The sequence below is a fragment of the Thauera sp. genome, assembly GCF_047601425.1.
Lineage (GTDB): Bacteria > Pseudomonadota > Gammaproteobacteria > Burkholderiales > Rhodocyclaceae > Thauera.
In genome coordinates this window covers 3,227,655-3,248,974 of record NZ_JASGJL010000001.1, presented here as the reverse complement: position 1 = coordinate 3,248,974, position 21,320 = coordinate 3,227,655, and the positions used below count along the sequence as shown (strand labels likewise).

At 66.2% G+C, this 21,320-nt stretch carries 22 protein-coding genes; 2 read left to right on the top strand and 20 right to left on the bottom strand.

Going from position 1 to position 21,320, the window contains the following annotated elements; all coding sequences use genetic code 11:
- Positions 1–51: 51 nt before the first annotated feature.
- The 19 genes from QM748_RS15650 to QM748_RS15560 form a co-directional block, all read right to left on the bottom strand.
- Positions 52–1,506, bottom strand: coding sequence for an aldehyde dehydrogenase family protein (locus QM748_RS15650; RefSeq protein WP_415247835.1), 1,455 nt, complete (start codon positions 1,504–1,506; stop codon positions 52–54).
- Between the two features lie 134 nt (positions 1,507–1,640).
- On the bottom strand, positions 1,641–2,639 hold the full coding sequence (locus QM748_RS15645) for an AraC family transcriptional regulator (RefSeq protein WP_415247834.1): 999 nt from the start codon (positions 2,637–2,639) through the stop codon (positions 1,641–1,643).
- 62 nt (positions 2,640–2,701) lie between these two features.
- On the bottom strand, positions 2,702–3,838 hold the full coding sequence (locus QM748_RS15640) for an MbnH family di-heme enzyme (RefSeq protein ID WP_415247833.1): 1,137 nt from the start codon (positions 3,836–3,838) through the stop codon (positions 2,702–2,704).
- On the bottom strand, positions 3,835–4,707 hold the full coding sequence (locus tag QM748_RS15635) for an MbnP family copper-binding protein (RefSeq protein WP_415247832.1): 873 nt from the start codon (positions 4,705–4,707) through the stop codon (positions 3,835–3,837). Before QM748_RS15635 ends, QM748_RS15640 begins: the two co-directional genes overlap by 4 nt.
- 65 nt (positions 4,708–4,772) lie before the next feature.
- The gene (locus tag QM748_RS15630) at positions 4,773–5,372 is read right to left on the bottom strand and encodes a hemerythrin domain-containing protein (RefSeq protein ID WP_415247831.1); all 600 of its coding nucleotides are present in this window, start codon (positions 5,370–5,372) and stop codon (positions 4,773–4,775) included.
- A gap of 23 nt (positions 5,373–5,395) precedes the next feature.
- A complete protein-coding gene (locus QM748_RS15625) occupies positions 5,396–6,166 on the bottom strand; it encodes an ABC transporter ATP-binding protein (RefSeq protein ID WP_415247830.1) in 771 nt (256 codons plus the stop codon).
- Positions 6,163–7,956: an ABC transporter permease subunit gene (locus tag QM748_RS15620; protein WP_415247829.1), complete on the bottom strand. Its 1,794-nt coding sequence runs from the start codon at positions 7,954–7,956 to the stop codon at positions 6,163–6,165. The genes QM748_RS15625 and QM748_RS15620 overlap by 4 nt, the downstream gene beginning before the upstream one ends.
- Complete coding sequence (locus tag QM748_RS15615; protein ID WP_415247828.1) at positions 7,953–8,990, bottom strand: branched-chain amino acid ABC transporter permease; 1,038 nt, start codon at positions 8,988–8,990, stop codon at positions 7,953–7,955. Before QM748_RS15615 ends, QM748_RS15620 begins: the two co-directional genes overlap by 4 nt.
- Before the next feature lie 114 nt (positions 8,991–9,104).
- Positions 9,105–10,250 (bottom strand): ABC transporter substrate-binding protein, encoded by a 1,146-nt coding sequence (locus QM748_RS15610; protein ID WP_415247827.1) that lies wholly within the window; start codon positions 10,248–10,250, stop codon positions 9,105–9,107.
- A 66-nt stretch (positions 10,251–10,316) separates the two neighbouring features.
- Positions 10,317–10,712, bottom strand: coding sequence for a tautomerase family protein (locus QM748_RS15605; protein WP_415247826.1), 396 nt, complete (start codon positions 10,710–10,712; stop codon positions 10,317–10,319).
- 105 nt (positions 10,713–10,817) lie between these two features.
- Positions 10,818–11,732, bottom strand: a complete 915-nt coding sequence (locus QM748_RS15600; protein ID WP_415247825.1) for a flavin reductase — start codon at positions 11,730–11,732, stop codon at positions 10,818–10,820.
- A 27-nt stretch (positions 11,733–11,759) separates the two neighbouring features.
- Positions 11,760–12,716, bottom strand: a complete 957-nt coding sequence (locus QM748_RS15595) for a PDR/VanB family oxidoreductase (RefSeq protein ID WP_415247824.1) — start codon at positions 12,714–12,716, stop codon at positions 11,760–11,762.
- A 71-nt stretch (positions 12,717–12,787) separates the two neighbouring features.
- Entirely contained in the window at positions 12,788–13,531 is a 744-nt protein-coding gene (locus QM748_RS15590) for an SDR family NAD(P)-dependent oxidoreductase (RefSeq protein ID WP_415247823.1), read from the bottom strand.
- A 10-nt stretch (positions 13,532–13,541) separates the two neighbouring features.
- The gene (locus tag QM748_RS15585; RefSeq protein WP_415247822.1) at positions 13,542–14,024 is read right to left on the bottom strand and encodes an aromatic-ring-hydroxylating dioxygenase subunit beta; all 483 of its coding nucleotides are present in this window, start codon (positions 14,022–14,024) and stop codon (positions 13,542–13,544) included.
- 6 nt (positions 14,025–14,030) lie between these two features.
- The gene (locus QM748_RS15580) at positions 14,031–15,320 is read right to left on the bottom strand and encodes an aromatic ring-hydroxylating oxygenase subunit alpha (protein ID WP_415247821.1); all 1,290 of its coding nucleotides are present in this window, start codon (positions 15,318–15,320) and stop codon (positions 14,031–14,033) included.
- 53 nt (positions 15,321–15,373) lie between these two features.
- Entirely contained in the window at positions 15,374–15,895 is a 522-nt protein-coding gene (locus tag QM748_RS15575; RefSeq protein WP_415247820.1) for a nuclear transport factor 2 family protein, read from the bottom strand.
- 37 nt (positions 15,896–15,932) lie between these two features.
- Positions 15,933–16,292: a hypothetical protein gene (locus QM748_RS15570; protein ID WP_415247819.1), complete on the bottom strand. Its 360-nt coding sequence runs from the start codon at positions 16,290–16,292 to the stop codon at positions 15,933–15,935.
- Positions 16,293–16,334: 42 nt separating this feature from the next.
- Entirely contained in the window at positions 16,335–17,501 is a 1,167-nt protein-coding gene (locus QM748_RS15565) for an acyl-CoA dehydrogenase family protein (protein ID WP_415247818.1), read from the bottom strand.
- 17 nt (positions 17,502–17,518) lie between these two features.
- A complete protein-coding gene (locus QM748_RS15560; protein ID WP_415247817.1) occupies positions 17,519–18,634 on the bottom strand; it encodes an amidase in 1,116 nt (371 codons plus the stop codon).
- Between the two features lie 532 nt (positions 18,635–19,166).
- On the opposite strand from QM748_RS15560, the gene QM748_RS15555 reads away from it, so the two are divergent.
- Both QM748_RS15555 and QM748_RS15550 read left to right on the top strand, forming a co-directional pair.
- Entirely contained in the window at positions 19,167–19,628 is a 462-nt protein-coding gene (locus tag QM748_RS15555) for a MarR family winged helix-turn-helix transcriptional regulator (RefSeq protein WP_415247816.1), read from the top strand.
- 172 nt (positions 19,629–19,800) lie between these two features.
- Positions 19,801–20,724 (top strand): bestrophin family protein, encoded by a 924-nt coding sequence (locus QM748_RS15550; RefSeq protein ID WP_415247815.1) that lies wholly within the window; start codon positions 19,801–19,803, stop codon positions 20,722–20,724.
- Positions 20,725–20,759: 35 nt separating this feature from the next.
- On the opposite strand, the gene QM748_RS15545 is transcribed toward QM748_RS15550, so the two are convergent.
- Positions 20,760–21,317: a hypothetical protein gene (locus QM748_RS15545; RefSeq protein WP_415247814.1), complete on the bottom strand. Its 558-nt coding sequence runs from the start codon at positions 21,315–21,317 to the stop codon at positions 20,760–20,762.
- Between the last annotated feature and the right edge of the window lie 3 nt (positions 21,318–21,320).

Below are 21,320 nucleotides of genomic sequence, written 5' to 3'. Positions count from 1 at the left end.
CTTGTCGGTGTTGGGGGCAGGTGAAGAACGGGGATGCGAGGCGGCGGGCCTTCACATCACCACGGTGACGACCTTGTCTTCCAGGTAGGCATCCAGGGCGCACGCGGACAGGTCCCGGCCGATGCCGCTGTCCTTGAGGCCGCCCCAGGGCAGGCGGGCGTCCAGCGGCGCCCAGGCGTTGACCGCGACGGCGCCGACGCGCAGCCGGCCGGCGATCTGGTGCGCCTTGGCGACGTTCTGGGTCCACAGCGACGCGGACAGCCCGTAGGGCGTGTCATTGGCGATCGCCACCGCCTCGTCGTCGGTGTCGAACGGAATCACCGCGCCGACCGGGCCGAACACTTCCTCGCAGGCGATGCCCATGGACGGCTTGACGCCGGCGAAGATCGTCGGCCGCACGAAATAGCCGTTGACGGGCAGCGTCTCGTCGCCCGCGACCCGTCGCGCGCCCTCGTTCAGGGCCCTGTCGATGTGGCCGCGGACCCGCTCGGCATGCCTGGCGTTGATCAGGGCGCCCATCCGGGTGTCGGGGTCGAAGGGGTCGCCGATCTTGATCGAGCGCGCCGCCTCCGCGAGCGCCGCCACCACGTCCTCGTAGTGGCGGCGGTGGACCAGAATCCGGCTGCCGGCAGCGCAGGTCTGCCCCTGGTTGACGAACAGGCCCATCACGAGGCCGCCGACGGCCTGCTCCAGGACGGCGTCCTCCAGCAGGATCTGCGGCGCCTTGCCGCCGAGCTCCAGGGTCAGGCGCTTGAACTTCGGCCCCGCCGCCTGGGCGATCTGGCGCCCCACGGCGGTGCTGCCGGTGAAGCTGATCTTGTCCACCCCGGCGTGCTCGACGAGCGCCGAACCCACGGTGGGGCCGATGCCATGCACCAGGTTGACCACGCCCGGCGGGAAGCCCGCTTCCAGCGTGAGCCGCGCCAGCGCATCGACGGCCAGCGGCGCGTCTTCCGAAGGCTTGAGGACCACCGTGCAGCCCGCCGCCAGCGCGGGCGCGAGCTTCCAGCACGCGATCATCAGCGGCGCGTTCCACGGCACGATCAGCGCGGCCACGCCGACAGCCTCGCGCACCGTGTAGTTCAGCGTCGGCCGGCCCATGAAGCCGCCGGTCGGGATCTGGCGGCCTTCGAGCTTGTCCGCCCAGCCGGCGAAGTAGCGCAGGGTATCGATCGCCACGGGCAGGTCGAGCATGCGCATCTCCATCACCGGCCGCCCCTGCTCGCGCGCCAGCAGTTCGATGAAGCGCTCGGCATCGCGCTCCAGCAGATCCGCCAGCCGGAGCAGCAGCCTGCCGCGCTCGGCGCCGGGCATCCTGCTCCATTCGCCGCCGTCGAACTGGGCGCGCGCCGCCGCCACGGCGGCGTCCACGTCCTGCAGCGTCCCCGCGGCGACCTGCGCCATCACCCGGCCGTTGCTGGGCTCGAATTTGTCGAAAAGGGCGCCGTCGGAAGCATCCCGGGACGCGCCGGCAATCAGGTGTCGGTATGTGTTCGGCACGGACATTCAGCTCTCCAAATGCATTGCATTTCCCCTTGGCCTTGCGCCTGCGGGACTGGAATGACTTTAGGAGCCCGACCCTGGCTTGGCTTGCATTTGGATGCACCTGCAGCCTGAAACGGGTGCATACCTGTCCAGGGTCAGCGGCCGCCCCTGCGCTCGAACTCCTCCTCGGCGCGGCACTGCGACGGCGTGATGCCGAAACGCTTGCGGAACAGCCTGGCGAAGTAGGCCGGATCGGAGAAACCGTACTGCAGCGCCAGCTCGGTGACGGTGGGCCTCGCGCCGCCGGGTTGCGCGAGCATCTCGCGGCAGCGTTCCAGCCGCAGACGCTGCACCGTGGCCTGCGGCGTCTCGTCGATCGACGAGAACGCGTGGTAGAGCGTGCGGCGGCAGACGCTCAAGGCGCTGGCGATGCGGTCGGGGGACAGGTCGCTGTCGTCCATGTGGCACTTGATGTACTGCAAGGCCTCGCACAGCAGTTCCTCCTGCGAACGCTTCTGCCGCGCGCCACGCTCGCCTTCCAGGGCCTTGACCTGCTGGGCCAGCAGGGTGGAGACGAACTCGACCACCGTGAACCGGCTGCCGTGGCCGATGGCCTGCCCCTGCGCCACCATTTCCTGCACCGCGGCCAGCGCCACCGCCGCGCCGCCGGTCGTCGGCAGCGCGCGGCCGGCCACGCGCTGCGCCAGCGACGTCAGCAGATCATTGGGCGCCACCTCGCACAGCAGGACGACGAAGGCGGAGCCGGCTTCCATCTGGATCGAATAGGGCCGGCTGGCCTCGTAGATCGTGAAGTGGCCCGGCTGCAGGCAGACGCCCTGACCCGCCTGCTCCAGCCAGCCAGCCCCGTCCAGTTCCCAGAGGATCTTGACGTAGCGCTGGCCCAGGTCGTCGCAGTTCGCCTGGCTCATCGAGGCGACATGGCGGCCGGCCGCGACCTGCGCCATCCTGCACTGCGCATACCCCGCCAGGCGCGACTGGGCGGTGAATGGAGTATCGGCATCGACCGTCACGTCGAGCGGAAAGAAACTCTGCCGGACCTGCTGCGCCCATAGAGCAGGGTGGAAAGCCTGATCCGCGGCAGGCATGCCGACACCGGCCAGCCTGCTTGAGCCAATTGCGTCAGTCCATGACATGCGCGTCTCCTTTTTTCTGCTCAAACGATGCGGCCAGGCGAAACGCCATCGGCCGGCGGTATTCAGCGCCGCGGCCTCCAGGGATCCGACAGCTTCGGATCGTTCAGGAAAGCCTCGTCGGTCAGCGTCTTGAGAAAACTCAGCAGGTCCTGCTTGTCCTGCGCGCTCAGGTCGATTTTCGAGATCAACCCGCTCTTGTAAGGGTTCAGGCGTCCATCGCCCCGGTGCGGTCCGGAAGCCGTCACGCGCCCGCCCTGGGCGTACTGTTCGATGACCTCCTCCAGGCTGGCGGCGCTGCCGTCGTGCATGTAGGGCGCGGTGACTTCCACGTTGCGCAGACTCGGCGCGCGGAAGGCGCCCATGTCTTCGGGCCTGGCGGTGCTTTCGAACACGCCCCGGTTCGGATAGGGATAGCTGCCCTGGCCGTCGATGTCGTAGAGCCCGGTGTTGTGGAACAGCGTCTCGACCACGCGGCTCTTCCTGTGCACCACCTGGTCGTTGAAATTGAAGCTGCCGTGGCAATGGTGGCACTCGACCTTTTCGCCGAAGAACAGGTTCATGCCGCGCTCTTCCGAGGCGGTGAAGCTTTCCTTGCCCTGCAGATAGCGGTCGTAGCGGCTATCGGCCGAGACCAGGGCGCGCTGGAAAGCGGCGATGGCCTTGATCACCGCCGCCATGCTCAAGGGCTCGGCTTCGTCAGGAAAAGACTGCCGGAACAGCGGAGGGTAGATCGGTTCGCGCCGCAGGCGGTCCAGCACTTCGGCGCGATTGGCATCATTGACGCCCATCTCGACGGGGTCGTCGCTGAACAGCGGAATCTCCATCTGCTGCTCCAGCGAGACCAGCGCCGGATTCGCCCAGTTGTAGGTCGCGTGCCAGGCGCTGTTGGCCAGGCCCGGGGCGTTGCGGTGGGCGAATTCTCCGGTCGAGCCCACGGGCAGGGGGCGGCCGTCGGTGAACGCCCGCTCCTGATGGTGGCAGGACGCACAGGACAGCGTGCCGTTGCCGGACAGCCGGGTGTCGTAGAACAGGTGCCGGCCGAGTTCGACCTTGGCCGCCGACATGGCATTGTCGGCCGGTACCCGCGGTTCGGGCACGTGCGGGGGCAGCTTCCATGACCAGGCGGCGGTATCGGCCACGGCGAACGCCGCCGGCATGGCCAGCAGGCTCAGCGCCACGGGCAGCGCCCAGGACTTCATGGCTTGGGTCTGGTGCCGAACGCGGGCGATCGTCCGGCCGCGAGCGGCGTGCCTTCCTCGACGGACAGGCCCAGGCGCTCGAAGATGCCCTTGCATTCGGGGTCGGTCGGCCCACTCATGCAGCCGACCGCGCCGCCCCGGTCCGCGGACACCTGGGTGGCCTCGAACAGGACGTCCAGATCGAGCACGACGCGTTCGCCGGCCGGATCGAAGCGCTCCATCACCACCGGCACCCGGTTCGCGCGCCGGCAGGAAACCGTTTCCCCCGTGACCGGGTTGCCGGTGCAGCCGGTCGCGCCTAGATGCACGTACCAGGCGGCCGCGCGCGAGCCATCCGCCTTGGTGACGCCGCCTTCCGGATCGATCTCGATCTTGGTGAACTTGCGGCCCGCCTGCCAGCTCCAGCCCATGGCGGCGATGTCCAGCGGCGCGCCTTCGAGTTCGGTGCTGGTGTGGTTCAACGCGGGCGGCACGCCGATCGTGAAGGCCAGGCCGCTGTACTGGCCAGCCGGCACCGTACCGCTGACCACCATGTTGGTGGCCGGCGTTCCGCCGCTGCAGCCCGCGCTGGCGTCTTCGAAATCGAGCAATGCCACCTGCTCGTTCTGCCAATCGTTGATGTCCAGGGCAAGCGGCGTCCTTTTACCGTCGGCGCCGATCAGGGCGACGTCGTAGACATAAAAACGCGCGTCGCGCAGCGTCGCGCGCCTGGCATCGCTGCCGACGCTGGCCAGCGGCTGCCCGCATCGCACAGGCTGGCCGTTGGCCAGCATCTCGAAGGCAATGTCCAGCTGCCGGGGGGCGGCCGCAGCCGTCGTGCCGGCATTTGCGTACCCGGCAGCACTGGCAGCGCATGCCAGCAGGATCATGGCGGAAACGGGTTTCATGGTGTCCGGGCTTCTGTCATCGGTTTGTCGGCAGGGCGGAACGGGCGTCAGTCGTCCTTGTAGGGTCCTGCGCCGAGTCCAATGGGGGCGGGCGCAGCGGCGACCAGCTTGGAGAAGATGCGGCCGAAGTCCTCCTGCCCGCCCGCGTTGCGCGTGCCGCCCATCGGGTCGCGGTTGGCGGCGAAGCCGGCATCGGCGCGCGCCCAGTCCTCGGGCGTGAGATGCTTGATCAGCAGCGGAATGACCTCGCGCTCCTCGGTCATCATGTGCAGGCGGTAGAACTCGGCATAGGCGTCGAAGGCCTCGCTGAAGCCCTCGAAGCCACAGGGCTCGCCCGCCTGGTAGCGCGCCAGCGCGGCTTCCAGCGTCTTGATGCGGGCGTCCGCTTCGGCGTGCTCCCGCCCCAGGTGGGCCAGCACTTCCGCCCCTTCCCGGGTGCGCGCCATCAGCGGCCCGAAGAGGAACTCGTCCTCCTTCGGGTGGTGGCGCTTCTCGGGGTAGGCGTCCAGGTATTCGACCATCGCCTTCAGCAGCTTCTGATCCGGCTCGAGCCGGCCTTCGCCGATCTCCTTGATCATGTAGCGGATGGCGTGAATGATCGCCGCCAGCGACTGGTGTTCGTCCATCAAGATGCGCATCGCTTCCATCGGTCTCTCCTTGCCCGGCGCGCTCAGGTCGCCAGCATGTCCTGGTGCTTGCCGAAGCCCAGATAGGCTTCGATGACGCGGGGGTCGTCCGCCAGCAGGTGCGCCGGCCCTTCCATCGCCACCTGCCCGGTCTCGAGCACGTAGGCGTAGTCGGCCACCTGCAGCGCCGCGCGCGCGTTCTGCTCGACCAGCAGGATCGACACCCCCCGCCGGCGCAGCTCGGCGATGATGCGGAAGATCTCCCGCACGATCAGCGGCGCCAGCCCCAGGCTCGGTTCGTCGAGCATCAGCAGCTTGGGCTTGGCCATCAGCGCGCGGCCCACCGCCAGCATCTGGCGCTCGCCGCCCGACATGGTGCCGGCGGCCTGGTCGCGGCGCTCCTTCAGGCGCGGGAACAGCGCATAGACCTCTTCCAGCGTCTGTCCGTGGTCGCGCTTGCCCATCCGGTAGCGCTGGAAGGCGCCGAGCACGAGGTTGTCCTCGACGCTCATCTCGCCGAAGAGCTCGCGCTTCTCCGGCACCAGGTTCATGCCGCGCGCGACCATGCGCTCGACCTCGGGCACGACTTCCAGCGTGCCGTCGAAGGCGACCTTGCCCTTGGAGCCGAGCACCCCCATGATCGCCGACAGCATCGTCGTCTTGCCCGCGCCGTTGGGGCCGATCACGGTGACGATCTGGCCTTCGCCCACGGTCAGGCTGGCGTTGGTGAGCGCCTCGACCTTGCCGTAGGAGACGCAGAGGTCCTTGACCTCCAGCACCGGCTTCGCGGCGCCGGCATTGCTGTGTGCGTTCATTCCACACCTCCCAGATAGGCTTCGAGCACCGCCGGGTTCTTCTGGATCTCGTCGGGCAGGCCTTCGGCGATCTTCTGCCCGAACTCCATCACCACCACCCGATCGACCAGGTTCATGACGAAGTCCATGTCGTGCTCGACGATCAGCGTCGCCATGCCCTCGGAACGCAGCTTGCGCAGCAGATCGCCCAGCGCCTGCTTCTCCTTCAGCCGCAGGCCGGCGGCCGGCTCGTCGAGCAGCAGCAGGCAGGGGTCGGCGCACAGCGCGCGGGCAATTTCCAGGATGCGCTGCTGGCCGAGCGCGAGGCTGCCCGCCTCTTCGTACATGTGCTCCTTCAGGCCCACGCGTTCGATCTGCCAGGCCGCTTCCTTCAGGATGCGCGCTTCCTCGGCGCGGTCCAGGCGCCAGGCCGAGCTGAGCACGCCCTTGCCGCTTCTGAGGTGCGCGCCGATGGCGACGTTCTCGAGCACCGTCATCGTCGGCAGCAGCTTCACGTGCTGGAAGGTGCGGCTCATGCCCATGCGGGCGATCTCGCGCGAGTCGTGGCCCGCCACCGGCTTGCCGAGGAACAGCACTTCGCCCGAGGTCGGCGTGTCGACGCCCGAGATCTGGTTGAACATCGTGCTCTTGCCCGCGCCATTGGGCCCGATGAGCGCCAGAATCTCGCCGGCGCGCACTTCCAGGCTCATGTCGTTGTTCGCCACCAGGCCGCCGAACTTGCGCGTGACGTTCTTCGCTTCGAGGATCAGCTCGCCCGCCTTGGGCAGCGTGCGGCGCGGCAGCACTTCGGCCGATTCGTCGATCTTCTTGTTCACCACCGGCATCGGCGCCAGCTTCCTGAGGATGGGCCACAGCCCTTCGCGGGCGCGGTGCAGCACCAGCACCATCAGGATGCCGAACACGATCATCTCGAAGTTGCCGTTGGCGCCGAGCAGAGCGGGCAGCCAGTCCTGCAGCCACTGCTTGAGCACGGTGATGACGCCCGCGCCGACGATCGCGCCCCAGACGTAGCCGGCGCCGCCGACCACCGCCATGAACAGGTACTCGATGCCGATGTGCACGCCGAACGGGGTCGGGTTCACGAAGCGCTGCATGTGCGCGTACAGCCAGCCCGAGGCACAGGCGAGCAGCGCGGCGATGACGAAGATGATCATGCGCGAGCGCGAGGTGTCCACCCCCATCGCTTCGGCCATCACCCGACCGCCCTTGAGCGCCCGGATGGCGCGGCCTTCGCGCGAGTCGAGCAGGTTGTGCGTGGTGAGCATCGCCAGCAGCAGGAAGGCCCAGATCAGGTAGTAGATCTCGCTGCCTTCGTCCAGCGTCCAGCCGAACAGCTCGATCGGCGGAATGCCCGAGATGCCGGTGTGGCCGCCCAGGCTTTCCATCGTGCCGAACAGAAAGTACAGGCTGATGCCCCAGGCGATCGTGCCCAGCGGCAGGAAGTGGCCCGACAGCTTCAAGGTCAGCGAGCCCAGGATCAGCGCCACGGTGGCGGTGAGGATCAGGCCCGCGACCAGCGTCAGCCACGGCGACGCCCCCACCCAGGCCAGCCAGCCCGGCAGATCGGCCGCCGTGGTCAGCGCCGCGGTGGTGTAGGCGCCCAGGCCAACGAAGGCCGCCTGGCCGAAGCTGGTCAGGCCGCCCACGCCGGTCAGCAGCACCAGCCCGAGCGCCACCATCGCATACAGCCCGATGTAGTTCAGCAAGGTGACGTAATACGGCGACAGGATCGCCGGCACGGCCAGCAGCAGCGCGAGGAAGGCGCCGAGCACCAGACGGTCGGTTCTCATTCTTCTTCCTCCACGTGGTGGCTACGCAGCGAGCGCCACAGCAGCACGGGAATGATCAGGGTGAACACGATGACTTCCTTGTAGGCACTGGCCCAGAACGAGGCGAAGGCTTCGAGCAGGCCCACCACCAGCGCGCCCAGCGCCGCCAGCGGGTAGCTCGCCAGCCCGCCGATGATCGCGGCAACGAAGCCCTTGAGCGCGATCAGAAAGCCGGTGTCGTAGTAGATGGTGGTGATCGGCGCGATCAGCACCCCCGAGAGCGCGCCGATGAAGGTGGCGAGAAAGAAGGTGAGCTTGCCCGCGAGCGCCGGCGAGATGCCCATCAGCTGCGCGCCCACGCGGTTGATCGCCGTCGCGCGCAGCGCCTTGCCGTAGATCGTGCGCTCGAAGAACTGGTACAGCGCGACGATCAGCAGCGCCGACACCACCAGCACCCACAGCGTCTGCCCGGAAACCATCAGCGGACCGAGCTCGAAGCTGGCGTCGCTGAAGGACGGCGTGCGCTGGCCTTCGGCGCCGAAAAACAGCAGGCCCAGGCCCGCCATCGCGATGTGCAACGCCACCGACACGATCAGCAGGATCAGCACCGGCGCCGAGGCGATCGGCTGGTACATCAGCCGGTACATCATCGGGCCCATCGGCACCACGATCGCCAGCGTCAGCAGCACCTGCGCGAACAGCGGCAGTTCATTGGCCGGCAACGCCCAAAGCAGCCCCGCCAGCGCCAGCGGGTAGGCCAGGTTCCAGAGCGCCACCATACAGGCGCGCCGCACCTGGCCCGCCTTGAGCGCGCGGCCGGCGTCCAGCACCGTCACCAGACCCCCCATCGCCACCAGCAGCCACACCGTGGCCGGCACCGTGCCCGCCTGCATCATCGCCAGCGTCAGCGCACCGTAGGCAACAAACTCGCCCTGCTGGACGAAAATCACCCGCGTGACCGCAAACACCAGCACCAGCGCAAGCGCAAGCAGCGCGTAGATCGCACCGTTGGTGATCCCGTCCTGGCCAAGGATCAATGCAATTGACATATCCATGAACAACCCCTGCACGCGGGCACGGAACGGTGCCGGAGCCGCGTTTTCGTCCTTGTGTTTCTCACGCTGATTTCCCGCCCGCGCGATGCCTCTCGCGCGGGTGGGGGCAAAGCCTTACTTGACCAGCGTCCAGGTGCCGTCCTTGACGGTGATCAGCTCGCGGCCGCGGGCGTCGAAGCCGCTGTGATCCTCTTCCGTCATGTTGTACACACCCTGGGTGGCGGGCATCTCGGTCGTCTTCTCGAGCGCTTCGCGCAGGGCGGCGCGGAATTCGCGCGTGCCGGGCTTGCCCTTGCCGGCCGCGACCGGGATCGCCTTCTCGAGCAGCAGGCCGGCGTCGAACACGTTGCCGCCGAAGGTCGCCGGAACGACGCCATAAGCCTTTTCGTAACGGGCCATGTAGTCCTTCGCGATGCCCTTCGAGGGGTGGCTGTCGGCGACTTCATCGACGACCAGCATGAGGCTGGCCGCGAGAATGGTGCCCTCGACCTTCTTGCCGCCGAGCTTGAGGAAGTCAGGCAGCGCGGCGCCATGGGTCTGGTAGAACTGGCCCTTGTAGCCGCGTTCGACGAGGGTGGTCTGGGGCAGCACGGCGGGCGTGCCCGGCGCGGCGATCAGGACCGCGTCGGGCCGTGCGCCCATCACCTTCAGCGCCTGGCCGATGACCGACGAATCCTGGCGCGCAAAGCGCTCGTCGGCCACCACCTTGATGCCTTTCGCCTCGGCGCCCGCCTTCACGACCTTGGCCCAGTTCTCGCCATAGGGATCGGAGGTGCCGATGAAACCGAGCGTCTTGACGCCGGCGCCGGCCATGTGATCGAGCAGCGCCTCGGCAATCAGGTCGTCGTTCTGGGTGGTCTTGAAGACCCACTTCTTCTGCTCGTTCATCGGCTGCACGACCGCCGCCGTGCCGACCGGGGCGAGCAGCGGAACGCCCGCCTCGGCGACGAACTGGATCACGCCCATCGCATTGGGCGAACCCGACGGCCCGATGATGGCGTCCACGTTCTGTTCGCTGATCAGCTTCCTCACCGCCACCACCGACGCGGTCGGATCGCTGCCGTCATCGAGTGCGATGTATTCGATGGTGTAGTCCCCGGCCTTCCCGGGCAGGAGCGACACCGTGTTCTTCTGCGGAATGCCGACCATCGCGACCGGACCGGTGGCCGACGAGACGACCCCGACCTTGACCTGCGCCTGTGCGTTGCCAAGCATCAATGCACCCAGCAACAGCGAACCCATGATCTTGCTGTACTTCATTTTGGTCTCTCCTGTGGTCTGAAACGAAATGCTGCCGTTCGGGCTGGCGTGTCGAAGCCCAGCGGCTCAGCGCCCCAGCGACTTGGCGGTAAGCCCTTTCATGCCGAAATCGGTATTGGCGATATCGAAAAACATGACCCGGACCGGTTCGGCCGGAATACCCAGCGTTTCCTCGATGACTTCGGTGAGGCCGGCGATCATTGCTTCCTTCTGCGCATCGCTGCGTCCTGCGATGAGGAAGGCATGCACCGTCGGCCCTCCCGTCAGACCACAGGAGTCCTGGGCCGCGAGGATTTCGCCGCCGACGCATATGTGCGCCTTCGGCAGTTCGATCAGGAAGATGCGGATCGACGGCAGCGGGGCGGCGAGGCATTGCGCCACGACGTCCGTCACCCGCCGCATCAGGCGCGCTTTCTGCTCCTGGCTGAAGCCTTCCACGAGATAAATGTTCAGATTCGGCATGATCGTCCTGGAGTCCTTGTTGATTCGTGCGCAAACGCGTCCCGGCTGGACCGCCGGAACATCCGCCACGCACTTCCCCGATAAAGTGCTTCCTGCCGCGGCCGCTCAGGAGCGCGCGATGTCCCGCAACTGCTGCTTGAGCAGCCCGGTCTGGTCCGCGCTCAGGGCGCCGAGCGCGTTGCTCTCGAATTCGCGCGCCATGTCCAGCAAGCGATGGGTGATCTTGTTGCCCGCATCGGTCAGCGTGACCACGTCGTCGCTGTCGACGTGCACGAAGCCCTTTTCCGAAAGCCAGGCCAGGGTGTCCCTCATGCCCTTCGGCGGCTGCATGACGACGGCGCCGATGTCGTCGACCTTCATCGGCCCGCGGTCGCTTAGCAGGGTCAGCACCCGCCACTCCTGGGCGGTGACGCCGTAATCGCCCAACTTCGGATACAGGCCGTCGCAGCACGCCGAGTAGGCCTGGCGCAGCAGGTAGATCAGGCTTTCGCCCAGCACGCCGTCGAGCGCCCGGCTCTCGTCGACCTCCCGCGTCACGGGGTGCTGCTGCGGGATTGCATAGCGCCCGTTGTGGAAGACGAGGGAATTGCGGCTTTCGTCGTAATGGAAATCGAGCACCTCGCCGACGATGATGTGGTGGTCGCCGCCCTCATAGACGTTCCAGGTGCGGCATTCGAAGCAGGCGACCGCACCCGCGATCCTGGGCGCGTTGCCGACCCCCTCGCTGCAGGCGACGCCTTCGAACTTTTCTTCGCCGCGGCGCGCGAACCGGTTCGAGATATCGACCTGGTCATTGGCGAGCACGTTGATGACGAAATGCGGCGCGTTCCTGAACACCTCTGCCGAATAGGCGCTCTTGTCGACGCTCCACAACACGAGCGGCGGGTCGATCGACACCGAATTGAAACTGCTGGCGGTCACGCCGATGCGCTGCCCCTGGCTGTCGACGGTCGTCACCACGGTGACGCCCGTCGCAAACTTGCCGAGCGCGCGGCGGAAATTCCTCGGATCCAAGCTCATATCACCTCCCTACAATCTGCCGCGCGATCAGATATCCAGCACCAGCCGCGCAGATTTCGCTCGAGAACAACACACGGCCATCTGGTCCCCGCATTCCTTCTCCTCGTCGTTGAGGAAGTGATCGCGGTGGTCCGGCGTGCCTTCCAGCACGTCGCAGATGCAGGTGCCGCACACGCCTTCTTCGCACGAGACATCGACCTTGACGCCGGCCGCCTTCAGCGCATTCGCGATCGAGACCCCTTCCGGCACCTGGACGGTGACGCCGCTGGCCGCCGCGAACACTTCGAAGGCCGCGCCCGAGGTGTCGACTTCCGCGCTGAAATACTCGAAATGGATCTGCGCGGAGGGCAGGCCCGCCTGCTTCGCGGTGTCGATGATCCAGTCCATGAAGCCGGTCGGCCCGCACACATAGACGTGCAAGCCCTCGCGCGGCGACTGCAGCATGGCGGCGGGCGCGAGCTTCTGTTCATCCGCGCCGTCGTCGAAATGCAGCGAGAGGCGGTCGCCGAACTGGCTGGCGAGCTCGTCCACGAAGGCGGCATTGGCGGACGACCGACAGCAGTAGTGCAGCTCGAACGATTTCCCGGCCTTCTTCAGGGCATACGCCATGGCGATCATCGGCGTGATGCCGATGCCGCCGCCGAACAGGATCGTGTGCGCGGCGCTCATGTCGAGCGGGAAATGGTTGCGCGGCAGGCTGATGCTGATCTCGTCGCCCTCCGCGAACTGCGCGTGGATGGTGCGCGAACCGCCGCGGGAGTTGGGGTCGTTGAGAATGCCCAGGCGATAGACGCCACCGTCCTCGAAGGCATTGCTCAACGAGTATTGACGGACGATGTCGTCGCTGACCTGCACGTCGATATGCGCGCCCGCCTCGAAGGGCGGCAGCTTCGCCCCGTCCGCGGGCGCCAGCTCGAGCACTACGATTTCCGGTGTCTGCAGCTCGCGACGGGCGATCACCACCTTTACCGATTCATGATCCATGGCCAATCCTTTGAAGAATGTTGCGCGCCGCACGCGCTGGGAACTGCGTGCGGCGCGGCATGGCGCCCGCTTCAGCGCATGAAGATGCCGCCATTGACATCGAACGTGGCACCGGTGGCGAAACCGGCGTTCTCCGCCGCGAGGCTGAGCACCAGCTCGGCCACGAACGCCGGATCACCCAGCTTCCGGACCGGGATCATGTCGTTGATGATCGCCGCGAGCTTGTCGGCCGGCACCGCGGCATGCACCGAGGGCAGGTCCATCGGCCCGGGGGCGACCGCGTTGACCGTGACGCCGCTGGCGGCAAGCTGGCGGGCGAAGATCTTCGTCAGGGTCAGGATCGCGCCCTTGCTGCTGGCATAGTGGGCGCCCGAGGCGGTGCCGCCGTTCTGCCCCGCCAGCGAGGCCATGTTGATGATCCGGCCATGCTTGCGGCCGGCGAAGTACTGGCCGAAAACCTGGCAGCCGAAGAAGGTGCCGCGCTGGTTGATGGCGACCACGCGGTCGAACTCTTCCGCGCTGATCTCCATGACCGGCGTCGTCGGCGTCATGGCGGCGTTGTTGACCAGGGTGGTGACATGGCCGAAACGCGCGACCGCGGCCTCGAGCGCATCGGCGAAATCCTGCTTGCGGGTGACGTCGAGCTTCAGGGCGATGACGCGCTCGCCGCTGGCGTCCAGGCTGCCGGCCGCTTCCGCGGCCTTCGCCTGGTCGACGTCGGTGACGGCCACGCACGCGCCCTGGGCGCAGAACTTCTGCGCGATCACATGGCCGAGGCCCTGCGCCGCACCGGTGATCAGAACGACCTGCTTCATGTCGTCCCCCTCAGAAGATGAAGGCAACCGTTGCCAGGTAGCTGGCCGCGTGCAGCAGTCTCACGATCTTCTTCCTGATCCTGAGGCCTTCCTCGCCCTTGACGAGCTCGAACTCGACGTCGCCGGGATAGCTGAGCAGGCGGCCGGCGCGCACTTCGTTGATCGTCGTCGCACAGCGCACGCGCACGGTGGTTTCGGTTTCCTCCAGCAGGCGGAAGCGCGACACGCTGCGCACGGTCTTGTCGAGCGCGCCGCTCGACACGGACTCCCCGCCCATCAGCCTCGCCGTCCGCAGATGGCGCATTTCGGCGTCGTCGTAGGCGAAGTTCACGGCGTTGGCGAAATCGGTTGTCTGGGTATCGACCGGGACGATGTACAGCCCGTCATCCGTCCACAACTGAAGCCATTCGTCATAGCTCTTGTGGTCGAGCAGATCGGCTTCGAGGTTGATGAGGTCGATGACATTGGCCGCTACGGTGTTTTTCGATGTCATTTGTGCTCACTCCGCTTCGTTGGCAGTCATCATTTGCTTGTACTTCCGGTAGGCCGCGCGCATGCCGGTCTCCGAACACACGGCGCCGGCGACGTTGCCGTCCTCGCTGCTGGTGAGCTTGCTCATGCCGCGGTTCACCAGGATCCAGCCATCCTTGCCGGACACCGAGCCGCGCTGGACGCGCTCCCACCCTTCGGAGTCGTCGGGCGTGCCGAAACCCATCGGGCCCTGGAAGTGCTCGTGGAGGCGGATGCGCTTCTGGTTGAAGGCCGCGGGCGCGCCGTCGCCGCCGATCGCGATGTGGTGGATCTCCGTCTCGCTGACCGAGACCGGGCGCAGGACGCGGAAGAAGGCCATCGAGCAGGCCAGGTTCGGGAACAGGTTGAGGTTGAAGCCGGACCCGGTCGCAGCGCGCACCAGCTTGCGCACTTCCATGTCGGGCAGGCCTTCCTTAGCCAGTTCTTCGGCGAGCGCCTTGAAGCGGTCGGGAATCGGCTCGTCGAGGTTCGCCTCGAGATCGACCAGCTCCGGAATCATCACCATGACGCTGTGGCCGTTGCCGAGGTCCTCGACGAAGCCGGCACCATCCAGGAAATCGAAGACGTCGGAGGTCTGATCGTCCAGCGACGAGATGAAGGATTTGTGCACGATCGGGAAGTGGTAGGCATCCGTCGTGTTCTCGAGCTGGATCTTCCAGTTGCCCTCGAAGCGGAAGCGGTGGTCGCCGAGGACCTTGAGCGGGAAGCCGCCCGACTGCTTCATGAACAGGTCGATCCACTTCTTCGCCCCGCCGAGGAAATCCTCCAGCGGCTCGATGTCGTTGTCGAAGGTCGCGAAGATCAGGCCACGATAGGACTCGGTGCGCAGGCTCTGCAGCGGCAGATCCTTCTTGTCGATCACGCCTTCGTATTCCTCGGGCTTCGGCAGCGCACGCAGCTCGCCGTCGAGGGAGTAGCCCCAGCCGTGGTAGGGGCAGGTGAAGGCGCGCGTGTTGCCGTGCTTCTTTTCGCACACGGTCGCGCCGCGGTGGCGGCAGCGGTTGAGCAGCACGTGGATGTTCTTCTTGCGGTCACGGCTGACGATCACCGGGTGGTTGCCGACGAAGGACGTCTTGTACGAGCCGACGTCGGGAATCTCGCTCTCGTGCGCGACCCACACCCAGGTCTTGGTGAAGATCCGCTCCATCTCGGCGGCGAAAATGTCGGGGTCCGAATACAGCTTCTTGTGCACCCGGTCTTCCTGGACCAGGCTACCGACATCGATGCACTGGCCATTGCTCGCGTTAGCTTGTGTCATGTCTTCTGTTTCCTTGCGAATATGTTGCGTAAAAGTGCCTTGCAGCCCCGCCGTCAGTCCGGAACCGGCAGATCGGCGCTGGCATCCCATGGATGCTCGACGGGACGGCTGAACAAGGCTTCGGTCTGGAATTCAGCGATCTTCCAGGCCCCCCTTTCCTTGCGGAACACGACGCTCAGCCTGGCGCTGCTGAGCTGAGACTTCCCCGACGAGAACGTCGAGGGCTGGAGCAGTACCCAACTGCCATGCGCCGACGAGTCATCGACCGTGATGAGCTCGGATGTCAGGTAATGCACGTTCAGCCTGAAATGCGCGGGCGGGACGGTGTACTTCGCGAACATCGCCCTGATCGCCTGCTTGCCTTCGTGGCGGCCGAAGGTCTTCTTGTAGCGTCCGCCCGTCCCTTCCCAGGTGGCATCGTCGGTAAACAAGGCCATCAGGTCGTCGAGCGGAAACCCGACGTCGAGCCGATCGCACAGGTACATGTAGCGATTCATGCAGGCCCGCACGGCGCGCTCGCTTTCGAGCGCGTCGATGCGGCGGGTGAGGGCGATGATGGTTTCTGCGTCCGGCACGGGGCACCTCGGCATTCGATGCGGCGACCGTCCGGCTTCAGGCCGGGAACTGCAGTTCGCGGCCGATGCGGGCCTCGATGCGCATGTATTTCCACAGCTTGTACGTGCCGTCGCCGACCGGGGTGATGCGCAGCAGGTTGCACGCAGCGGTCACGGTGTCGTAGTCGGGCACGTCGGCCAGCACGTAGGTGGTCCAGGGGAAGGCGACCGAAGGGCCGACCATGATCCGGTCGTCATCCATGTTGCCCAGCACGCGGACCCCGGGCAGCTTGGCGATGCCCTGCATCATGGCCACGAAGGCCCCCCAGACGTCCTTCATTTCCTCGGCGGTGCCATCCATGAAGTTCTGGTTCACACCGATACAGAACAGCACGCGCAACGCTTGTTTGTCGCTCATTTTCATTCCCTCGAAGTGGTTGGTGCGGGTTGGTGCGGAGGATCAGAGGTAACCGGGCAGCGGCTTCAGGCCGAACAGCATGGCGCCGGCGTTCTGGTAGGTGACTTCGCCCATGAAGGCGTGCTGCGTGATCATCTGGGCATCGCGCACCTGGGCCGCGAGCGGGCTCGTCTCATAGACACCCGTCATGCCGGTGACCATCTGCGCACGGCGCGTGACGTCGGCGGCGACTCGGCTGGCGTGGGTCGAGGACAGGCGCAGCATGCTGATCTGGTCATCCAAGGGCGTGCCGCCGCCGAGCAGGACCTGCCAGACCTCGTCGATCGCTTCGTAGAACCAGGCCCGCGCCGCACGCAGCTCGGCTTCGATCTTGGCGATCTCGAGCTGGACATAGACGCGCTCGCCCAGGTTGGGGGCGCCGGTCACCGACGCCCGCCCGCCCGCCATGTTCAGCACTTCGTCGATCGCGGCACGCGCGATGCCCAGGCCGACGACGGTCAGCACCTGCGTGGCGAGCGACAGCGAGGGGTAGCGGTACAGCGGCGTGTCGAGCGACGAGGCGCCGCCGCGGACGAAAGTCCATTCCTCGGGCACGACGACGTCTTCGACCACGAGGTCGTTGCTGCCCGTGGCCTTCAGGCCCATGACGTCCCAGTTGAACTCGATGCGCACCTTCTCGCGCGGCATCACCGCCATGCGCGGCAGGCCGACCTTGTCGCCGCTCCTGGGCAGGATGCCCGTGCCGATCACATCGGCACAGGTCGAGCCGCTGGCGAAACTCCAGCGGCCATTGACCTTGAGGCCGCCTTCCACCTGCACCGCCGGTTGCGGCGGAAAGATGCCCCCGGCGAACACCTGGTCCGGTCCGTTGGCATAGAGCTTTTCCAGGGTTTCCAGGGGCAGCGCCGCGAGATAGACCGCGCCGATGCCGAAGCTGGCGACCCAGCCGGCCGAACCGTCCGCCTGCGAAATCTGCTCGACCAGGCGGCAGAACTCCGCCGGCGACTTCTCGTCGCCGCCGAAACGCCTGGCAACCAGTGCGCGATACACCCCGACGGCCTTGAAGCGGTCGACGATGTCCTGCGGAATGTAGCTCTGCGCTTCGAACTCCCGGCGACGCGCGCGGATGTCCTGCAGCAATTCATCCATGCCGGCGGCCGGTGGCTCAGCCGCCGCAACCTTCTTCACGGTCTCGAGAGTCGCTGACATTGCTGTCTCCTTTGTAGTTAGGCTTGCATCGATCGTTGAACGAGCTGGCGCGCCACCGCACACAGCAATTCGTCCTGATTCATTCCCGCCACCAGTTGCAGGCTGACCGGATACCCATCCCTGGCAGGCAGGGGAATCGTGATGGCCGGATGGCCGGAAAGATTGAAGGGGCGCACGAGCGAGGTCATGCCGACCAATTTGCTGGTGTCGGCACCGGATTCGAGCAGGGGCGGCGCGTCGGCCATCGTGGGCAGGGCGAGCACCTGGAACTGCTGCAGGGCTTCATCGAGCTGCGCCGTGAAGGCGGCACGCACGCGCTCCGCCGCCGCCACGTCCGCCGCGGTGGTTTTCGATGCCGCGAGCAGGCGCGCAGCAATGTCCGCGCCGACCTTGCCGCCCGCCACGAGCGAGCCACAGGCGGCCCAGGTCTCGGCATTGATGATCACCAGTCCGGCCTCGTAGGCAGGCACGAATTCACTGAGCGCCAGGCTGGCGTAGGGGAAGGCGCTGGTGCGCACGGCCGCTTCGACGGCTGCGCGGATTTCGCTCCGCGCCTCGACGTCCAGCAAGCCGATGCGGACATCGGCGGTATCGGGCAGGGCGCCGAAACCGGGATCGATCGCACGCATGCAGTCGATCAGGGCGTCCATGTCGCGTGCGAACGGACCGACACAGTCGAGCGTGGTCTGCGCGGGCATGACACCGCGGCGGCTGACCCGGCCGAAGCTGGGCTTGAAGCCGAACACGCCGCAACAGGATGCCGGGATGCGCACGGAACCGCCAGTGTCGGTGCCGATGGCCACGTCCGCGAGCCTGGCTGCCACCGCCGCCGCCGAGCCGCTCGACGAACCGCCCGGGACATAGTCGGGGAAGAGCGGATTCACCGGCGTGCCGGTCCAGTTGTTGAGGCCGGTGGTGCCGAATGCCAGTTCGTGCAGGTTGGTCTTGCCGACGATGCGGTAGCCCGCCGCAAGCAGGCCATCGACGACATCGGCATTCGCGCTTGCCGGTGCGACGTCCTCCAGCGCACGGCTGCCCGCCCGCGTACAGCAACCGGCGATATCGATCGAATCCTTGATGCCGACGGTCGGGCCGCTGCCGCCCAGATCCAGCTTTTCGACAAAAATCGTCATCTTCTGACTCCTCGGAGAACTCGGTTCATCCCAGGCGATCCGTTCGATCGCACCCGGCCATGTACTTGATGAATGAAAGCATATCGGAAATTTATTTGAATCATCAAGTGATTTTGCAAATTTTTTGAGGGACGTGCGCCACGCACCTCGACCCGCTTTGGAACGTTTCATACCTAGCAATTGCAATGCCAGCTTCCCGAGCTGCACAAAAACGAATCAAAATGTTGTTTTTATTGATGTTTTATCGTCGACAGAGGCACTGCCGCGCAAGGACGGTACGCACTGCCGCGGTGCGGCATGCACCACATCCGGTCCAGCGCATGGTGCGGACGGATGCGGGAGAGGCATACGGCGGGATCGAGCGGGGCAGGCGTCGGCGCCCATGAAGCCGCGAGCAAAAGCAGCATGAAGCCCCGGGCGGCAGCCCGGCGGACGCGCCGCGGCAGCGGACAGTGCCCGCCCTTCACGGCCTCTGGCAGTTCGGCGTGGAGCGCATTCCAAGCAGGACCGAAGCCGAGTGATAATGCCTATCATGAAGAGTCATCGATTTCTCCCCGACAACCCGGCCTTCGACTACGAAGAATTTCCCTTCTTCTGGCTTGCCCGTGTGCACAGCATGTACATGCTCGAACAGGAAAAGGTGCTGAAGAAACTGGGAACGGATGTGCCGACCCGCCGCGTGCTCCTGATGCTGCACCTCAGGGGTACCGCCACCATGTCGCAACTGTCCGAACACACCATCATCAAACTCTCGACGCTCACCCGCATCATCCAGCGCATGCGCGATGCGGAGCTGGTATCGACCTGCGCCAATGCCGAGGATGCCCGCATCACCGACGTGTCCATGACCGCTAAGGGCGTGGCCTTGCTGGACCAGATCCAGGAGGCGACCCAGAAGGTCTACGTGAAGGGATATCGCGACCTCACGGAAGCGCAACTGGCGCAACTCAACGAGACGTTGAAGGTGATCTTCAGGAATTTCGCCGAAAGCTGACACGCCGCCGCAGGCAGGGGAGGACGCACTGCACGCAGCGTTCCCGGCCGAGGCGGACAGAATCGGGCAGCTTTGCCGCAGGCAGCAGAAACTTCACCAGGAAACACTGGAGAACAGTTTGCTGCGCTGCAAAAAATGCCAGAATTCCGCTTTCTCCTGACAAGCCCTCATCGTGATCGTCCGCCCCCGGCCACATTGGCTACACCTTCTGCTGATCCGCCGCGGCTCCATTGTGCGCCGCATCATGCCGCAACAGCTCTTCGTCTTTTTGCTGTCCTGTGCAGTGCTGTTGGCGCATGGCGAATTTTTCGACTGGAAAGTCACGCTGACGGCCGCACCGTTCTCATTGATGGGGGTTTCGCTCGCGATCTTCCTCGGCTTCCGCATCAACGCCAGCTATGACCGCTACTGGGAAGCACGCAAGCTGTGGGGCGGAACGCTGGTCGCGGCGCGCAACCTGGCCCGCCAGGCGCTGACGCTGCCACGTGGCGGCGATACGCGGCCTGACGCTGCCCGACCTTTTGTGCTCGGCCTGATCGCCTTCGTGACCACCATGCGCAACCAGTTGCGCCGCCAGCCCGTAGACGTCGGCCTCGCCGGGCTGCTGCCGGACGAGGTCGCTGCCCGCCTGCAAGGTGCGCGCTCGGCGCCGACGCTGATCCTCGCCTGGCTGGGCGAATGGCTGCGGGAACGGCGCGAGGACGGCAGCCTGACCCCCATCCTGGCGCAGCACATGGAGGCCGGGCTGGACGATCTGTCCGCGATGCTGGGCGGTTGCGAGCGCATCGCCAACACGCCCTTGCCCTTCACCTATACGGTGATCCTGCATCGCAGTTCCTATTGCTACTGCATGCTGCTGCCGTTCGGCCTGGTCGATTCGATCGGCCTGATGATGCCGCTGGTGGTGGCCTTCGTGTCCTACACCTTCTTCGCCCTCGAAGCGCTCAGCGACGAAATCGAGGAGCCGTTCGGCACCATGCCCAACGACCTCGCCCTGGACAGCATCGTCGCCGGCATCGATGCCAGTCTGCGCGAACTGCTGGGCGAGACGCCGCCGCCGGCGCCGAAGCCCGACGAGAACTTCCTGCTGCGCTGATCCGGCCGGTATTGCGGGCGAGCGTCGCGGAAGGTTCAGGCCTTCTTGCCGCGCCTGCCCTTGGGCACCTTGGGTAAAGCAGCGACGATCCGGGCAACTTCGTGTACGTCCCGCGCCGCCAGCAAGGCCAGCCCGGCCCGCAGCACTTCGGACTTGCTCGCTTCGCACCCTGCCTCGGCCAGTGCGGCCCGCAGCGTCTTGATGCGCTTGTGTTCGCCTGCGGGCATCGAGAAAGAGTCGCGCTCGACCTTTTCCGGCTTGGCAAGCTTTGCCCTGCCGGACTTTGCCTTCTTGTCCTCGATGGCCAGTACTTCGGCCGGACGCTCACTGCCTGCCTTGGCACGCGGCGGCTCCGGCTGGGCAAGGTTCGCCGGCCCGGGCGTCGATTCCGGCTTCGGTACAGCCTTCGACGCTGCGGCTGAGCTGGCGACCTTCCGCGCCGCTACCGACTTCCCGGCCCTTGCGCTCCCGGACCGTGCCTTCGCACGGATGGCCGGCGGCACTGCCACCGCCGGGAGACGCTCGGACAGTGCATCATCTTCCTGCTTCAGGGTTTCACGCAGCTTCGACAAGGTGCTCCTGGGCGTGGTCATCGC